At 30.8% G+C, this 4,961-nt stretch carries 7 protein-coding genes; 4 read left to right on the top strand and 3 right to left on the bottom strand.

The genetic code is table 11. The features are described 5' to 3' along the window. The first annotated feature begins 128 nt into the window (after positions 1-128). The 4 genes from H8911_RS11640 (at position 129) to H8911_RS11625 (ending at position 2,461) form a co-directional block, all read left to right on the top strand. The gene (locus H8911_RS11640; protein WP_186999777.1) at positions 129-1,148 is read left to right on the top strand and encodes a sugar kinase; all 1,020 of its coding nucleotides are present in this window, start codon (positions 129-131) and stop codon (positions 1,146-1,148) included. A 154-nt stretch (positions 1,149-1,302) separates the two neighbouring features. Then, the gene (locus H8911_RS11635; protein WP_186999776.1) at positions 1,303-1,566 is read left to right on the top strand and encodes a type II toxin-antitoxin system HicA family toxin; all 264 of its coding nucleotides are present in this window, start codon (positions 1,303-1,305) and stop codon (positions 1,564-1,566) included. A gap of 1 nt (position 1,567) precedes the next feature. Continuing rightward, a complete protein-coding gene (locus tag H8911_RS11630) occupies positions 1,568-2,065 on the top strand; it encodes a toxin-antitoxin system HicB family antitoxin (RefSeq protein WP_186999775.1) in 498 nt (165 codons plus the stop codon). Positions 2,066-2,074: 9 nt separating this feature from the next. After that, the gene (locus tag H8911_RS11625) at positions 2,075-2,461 is read left to right on the top strand and encodes a hypothetical protein (RefSeq protein WP_186999774.1); all 387 of its coding nucleotides are present in this window, start codon (positions 2,075-2,077) and stop codon (positions 2,459-2,461) included. A 56-nt stretch (positions 2,462-2,517) separates the two neighbouring features. Here H8911_RS11625 and H8911_RS11620 read toward each other — a convergent pair whose 3' ends face one another. Genes H8911_RS11620 through H8911_RS11610 form a run of 3 tightly spaced genes read right to left on the bottom strand, consistent with a single transcriptional unit; the run spans position 2,518 to position 4,622 of the window. After that, complete coding sequence (locus tag H8911_RS11620; RefSeq protein WP_186999773.1) at positions 2,518-2,841, bottom strand: acylphosphatase; 324 nt, start codon at positions 2,839-2,841, stop codon at positions 2,518-2,520. Beyond that, positions 2,825-3,775 (bottom strand): D-2-hydroxyacid dehydrogenase, encoded by a 951-nt coding sequence (locus H8911_RS11615; RefSeq protein WP_186999772.1) that lies wholly within the window; start codon positions 3,773-3,775, stop codon positions 2,825-2,827. Before H8911_RS11615 ends, H8911_RS11620 begins: the two co-directional genes overlap by 17 nt. Positions 3,776-3,785: 10 nt before the next feature. After that, positions 3,786-4,622, bottom strand: coding sequence for an HAD family hydrolase (locus H8911_RS11610; RefSeq protein WP_186999771.1), 837 nt, complete (start codon positions 4,620-4,622; stop codon positions 3,786-3,788). Positions 4,623-4,961: the final 339 nt, after the last annotated feature.

The raw sequence follows: 4,961 nt of genomic DNA, 5'->3' as shown, positions 1-4,961 counted from the left end.
TCACATATTCAATTTTACAAATTAACAAAACCGTCTTCAACTACGGTTATTAAAGGTTGAAAGAAAGGAGATGTATGTTGTAAATGACCAGCTAGATGGGTCAATTACAATATACCAGGATATATATTATGAAGGTTGTAACTTTTGGAGAAATCATGCTTCGTTTAAAAACACCTGAAAACTTGCGTATTATGCAAAGCGATGGTTTTGAGGCTAGTTATGGTGGTGCCGAGGCCAATGTAGCTGTAAGTTTAGCGATGTATGAAGATCAATGTGCTTTTGTATCTAAAGTACCAAACAATCCAGTGGGGATGTCTGCATTAAGTGAAGTTCGTCATTATGGTGTAAATACAGAGTATATGCTTCGTGGAGGCGATCGTTTAGGAATTTACTTCTTTGAAAAAGGAAGTGATATTCGTAGTACAAACGTTGTATATGATCGTGCATTTAGTGCTTTTTCACTATCTCAGCCAAGTGAATATCATTGGGAAAATATCTTAGAGCCAGGAGATGTTTTCTATTTTTCAGGCGTAACTCCAGCTGTATCTAAATATGTTGAGGATACAGTAAGAAGTGCTTTGAAGTATTGTAAGGAAAATGATATTCAAGTGATTTGTGATTTAAACTATCGTGGAAAAATGTGGTCTAAAGAACAAGCGCAAGTTGTCATGCGCGATTTAATGCAGTATGTAGATGTATGTATTGCCAATGATGAAGATTTTGAAGCAACACTAGGAATTCATGCCTTTGATGGTAACTTATCTACAGGTATTGATCAGATTGATACTTATAAAGAAGGTATGTTAGAAATTACTCGTCAATTCCCAAATGTGAAGAGTGTGACTAGTGTATTAAGAAATATGCATACTGTAGAAGAAGGAGATTGGATGGGCATCTATTATGTGGATGGAAAGTTCTACCAAAGTCCAATTCATAGAGTACATAGTTTAGAAGCTGTGGGAGCAGGAGATGCCTATGGTGCTGCATTTGTGCATGGACTAATCAATGGATTTGAACCACAAAAGACAGTCGATTTCGCAATCAGTGCGAGTGTATTAAAGCTTATGATTCAACATGATTTTAATGTGGTAACACAAGAAGATGTATTTAAAATCATGAATTCTAAGAATACAAACTTATCTAGATAGTATAAGGGATATCAGTTCAAATAAAATGAATTGATATCTTTTTTTGTTAAATTTTCAGATTTAATGTCTTTTTCACATTGGGTTGTTAAACTTAAATATATAGATAATTATACATAAATGATATTAAATATGATATCATATAAGAAAGGACCCAATGTCTAAAATTGAAAAGTTAATTGCGAAGATTGAAAATTACAAATCTGGAAATAAAGTAGAATTTTCTGATTTAGAGAAGTATTTAAAACACTTTGGTTTTAAGAAGAAAAATCAAAATGGAACAAGTCATGTAATATTTACACATGATTTGTTAAATAGACCTTTCCCAATTCCTAAACATGGGAATAGTGTAAAAGAAGTATATGTAAAAAAAGCAGTAGAATTAGTTGAAGAGATTAATTTTAGAAAGGAAGAGAGATAGTATGGACTATGCAATGAAAGTATATCCTATGCATTTGGAAAATGGAAAAACAGAATGGTGTGTTGAGTATCCAGATTTAAAAGGATGCGTAGGTGGTGGAGATACAATTGAAGAGGCAATTGCCGATGCACAAGCTACTAAAAGTGTATATTTAAGTTATTTAAAAGATGAAGGAATAGAATTACCGGTTCCAAAAGATGAAGGGAGCCTTCCAAGTGGAAAAATAGCTTTGAGGGTTCCTAAAACGACACATAAACAATTATTAGAAAATGCACAAATGGATGGAGTGAGTCTAAATACGTATATTAATACAGCTATTAGTGAAAAAATTGGACGAGCTTCATTTTCAAATCAACGCATATTGGAATTGGAACAAGAGTTAGCTTATTATAAATTTAAGGATAGAAATTTAGTGGATAAGCAAAATATATGTCATGAATCTAAGAAATTTAGTGTTGGAAATTTTGTGTTAAGGTCATTAAAAGATTTTAATGTATAAGGAGATTATATGTTGCAGATAACTGGAGTGAATTTATATTTGGAAAGCATCAAATATTCAGTAGAACAAGTATCTACAGAAAATGAAAATGTTCAAGTTTCTCGATCGTTAGAAATTGTGGATTGTACTGAAACAAAAATAAGTGTTCGCTTAAGAAAAGAGTTAAAATCCGAAAATTTAAATGCTCCTTTTTTAGATATTTCTTCAATCGGGGAATTCTATTTGTCGGATAAAGCAATGCAAAATTTTGATAGTATAAGGGATATGGAAGACTATGTAGAAAAGCGATTGGATTTTCTAGTTGATAAAGTACAAATGGAAGCTTATCTATCACAGTTGATTGCGAATGTTACGGGATCCTTTGGTAACGTGCCTGTTGTGATTCTATCGGAATAACGCAATTATTTCTTGATACAAAAAAACAATGCTCTAACTCATGAGCATTGTTCATGTTAATACAGAATATAAAAATCATTCTCATAATAATCTAAAGGAATCTCTTTTTCACTAATAAAGTCAATTTGAATACGATCTACATTTTGAAGATCTGTAATAACTTTATTGATGTTTTTTTCACTTCCTTGTAATTCGGCAGTAACAGTACCGTCATCATTGTTTTGGGCAAATCCTGTGATTTTTAACGGTTTTGCACGCTTTTGGATTTCAAAACGAAACCCAATATTTTGAACAGTTCCTTCAAAATAATATCTTTTTCGAATGGTTCCAGATGGTAATTCTTGTTTAGGTTTTTCTCTTTTTTTAAATAAATTGAACATGGTTCACCTTATTCATAATTTCCTTTCCTTCACAATAGTTTTTAATGTTTGTTGCACTGATTTGAATTATACGATTTAAAGTTTCATCTAAATGATAGCCACCCGTTACATGTGGGGTGATGATTAGATTGTTTGTGTTCCATAAGTTTGAAGCTTTAGGTAATGGCTCAGGATCAGTAACATCAATATAGGCTCCAGAGAAAATATTTTCTTTTAGAGCTATTTCTAATATGTTTGAATCGATTAAAGTTCCTCTTCCTACATTGACGAAAATTGGCTGCTTCTTAACATGAGTTAAAGCTTCTTCACCTAATAAATGATATGTAGATTTAGAACCGGGAAGACTTGAAACAATGATATCTGCCTTTTCTAATTCATCATATAGTGAATCCATTGTACATAATTTATCTATATAATCTGGTTTGTCTTTAATATTTCTTTTAATTCCCGTAATATGAGCACCCATCGCATAGGCTCTTTTAGAAAATTCTTTTCCAATATCACCTAGACCAAGTACAAGAATATTCGATCCATAAATAGATTTAACACTTCCTTCATCTTTCCACTCATGATTAGATTGATTTAAGATATAACTAGGCATATGTTTCAATAAAGTTAATATACCGGCAAGAATACATTCAGAAATCGCAACTCCATAAGCACCTGTAGCATTGGCAAGTAATACATTTTTAGGAAAGTCTGGATTATCTGAATATCCATTTGTACCTGCACTGTTGAGTTGTACAAATTCTAAATTGGGAATATTTTTAAGAATATCTACTGGAATATTTCCGATGATGACATTCGCATCTTTGACTTGTTCAAGACTAGGTTTAATTTGTCCTAAATGGATGAATTCACAATTGGATGATGAACTTTCTAATAGCTTTTTGTGCTCTTCCTTTAAAGGAAGAAATGTATATATTTTTTTCATAAGTAGGCTCCTATATAATATTTAATTTTTTAAAGGCATTATAGATACCATCTTGTAGAATGTCGTCTGTAACATAATTAGCTTGTTTTTTTACTTCATCGACACTATTACCCATAGCGATAGAAAAACCTGATTTTTCAAACATTGGAAGATCATTATAGTTATCTCCAATAGAAATAATATTATCTTTTGAAATATTAAAGTGTTTAACGATAATATCAATTCCATTTGCCTTGGTAATATGTTTGCGTGTGATTTCACCACTCATTTTTCCATAAGGTGGATATGTAGATGGAATCACATCATATTTTTGACTGAATTGTTTTTCTATTTCTTCAAGGGGAATTGGGGAATTCAAAAAAGCAATTTTATTAATTGGACACTTTTTTAGCTCGTCAGTACTTACAACATGAATTTGTTGAATCACTAAAGCTAGACTGTGCTTTGATTTCTCTTCTTCAGACAGATTGTAACATAGTTTATCAAGATTGCTGTTTAAGTAATCTACTACATTTTGCGTAGAGAATAAACCGTGACTTCCTTCAACAATAAATGGAATTTGATTATTAAAGAAATATTTTTTTAGTTGAGAACTTTCTTCATAATCAAAATTACTATCATATATGATTTTATCATCAACAATAACTGTAGATCCGCTTCCACAAATAGAAGCATCAAAATTTATTTTTTTTAAATCTCCAATGATTTCAACAACTTGTCTTCCAGTACCTAAGCAGATCTTATGTCCATTCTTTTGTGCTAATTCGCAAGCTAAAATTGCACTTTTTGGAATATGTCCATCGCTATGTAGTAGTGTTCCATCTGCATCTAAAAATATTAATTTCATATATGTTACTCCTTGATAATATTTTATTCATTAGATTAAAGTGATTCTATCAATTAGTTAAAGTTTCGTAGATATAAAAATAGAATCAAATTTAAAGTTATTTCTCGAATCCAAATATAATTATTTTAATGAAACATGCATTTTAATTTTTCTTTTGGATGGATGTTATTTCTTCTTTTTCCAACCATACCTGATCATATAATCTCCTCTTATTTATATTGGTAGTGTCAAAAATCAACATTTTGATACAAATACAACTACCTTGATTTATTTGTATTTATCTTTAAGTTGTTTCCCTTTTTGTATACAAAAAGGGATGAACACAATATACTAAGTACG

The sequence above is a fragment of the Holdemanella hominis genome, from assembly GCF_014306155.1.
Taxonomy (GTDB): domain Bacteria; phylum Bacillota_I; class Bacilli_A; order Erysipelotrichales; family Erysipelotrichaceae; genus Holdemanella; species Holdemanella hominis.
This window is presented reverse-complemented; position numbering and strand designations above follow the sequence as displayed.

Excerpts from the sequence above, each read along its gene's own strand:
- H8911_RS11640 (WP_186999777.1), top strand. The coding sequence starts at position 129 with ATGAAGGTTGTAACTTTTGGAGAAATCATGCTTCGTTTAAAAACACCT.
- H8911_RS11635 (WP_186999776.1), top strand. The coding sequence starts at position 1,303 with ATGTCTAAAATTGAAAAGTTAATTGCGAAGATTGAAAATTACAAATCT.
- H8911_RS11630 (WP_186999775.1), top strand. The coding sequence starts at position 1,568 with ATGGACTATGCAATGAAAGTATATCCTATGCATTTGGAAAATGGAAAA.
- H8911_RS11625 (WP_186999774.1), top strand. The coding sequence starts at position 2,075 with ATGTTGCAGATAACTGGAGTGAATTTATATTTGGAAAGCATCAAATAT.
- H8911_RS11620 (WP_186999773.1), bottom strand. The coding sequence starts at position 2,841 with ATGTTCAATTTATTTAAAAAAAGAGAAAAACCTAAACAAGAATTACCA.
- H8911_RS11615 (WP_186999772.1), bottom strand. The coding sequence starts at position 3,775 with ATGAAAAAAATATATACATTTCTTCCTTTAAAGGAAGAGCACAAAAAG.
- H8911_RS11610 (WP_186999771.1), bottom strand. The coding sequence starts at position 4,622 with ATGAAATTAATATTTTTAGATGCAGATGGAACACTACTACATAGCGAT.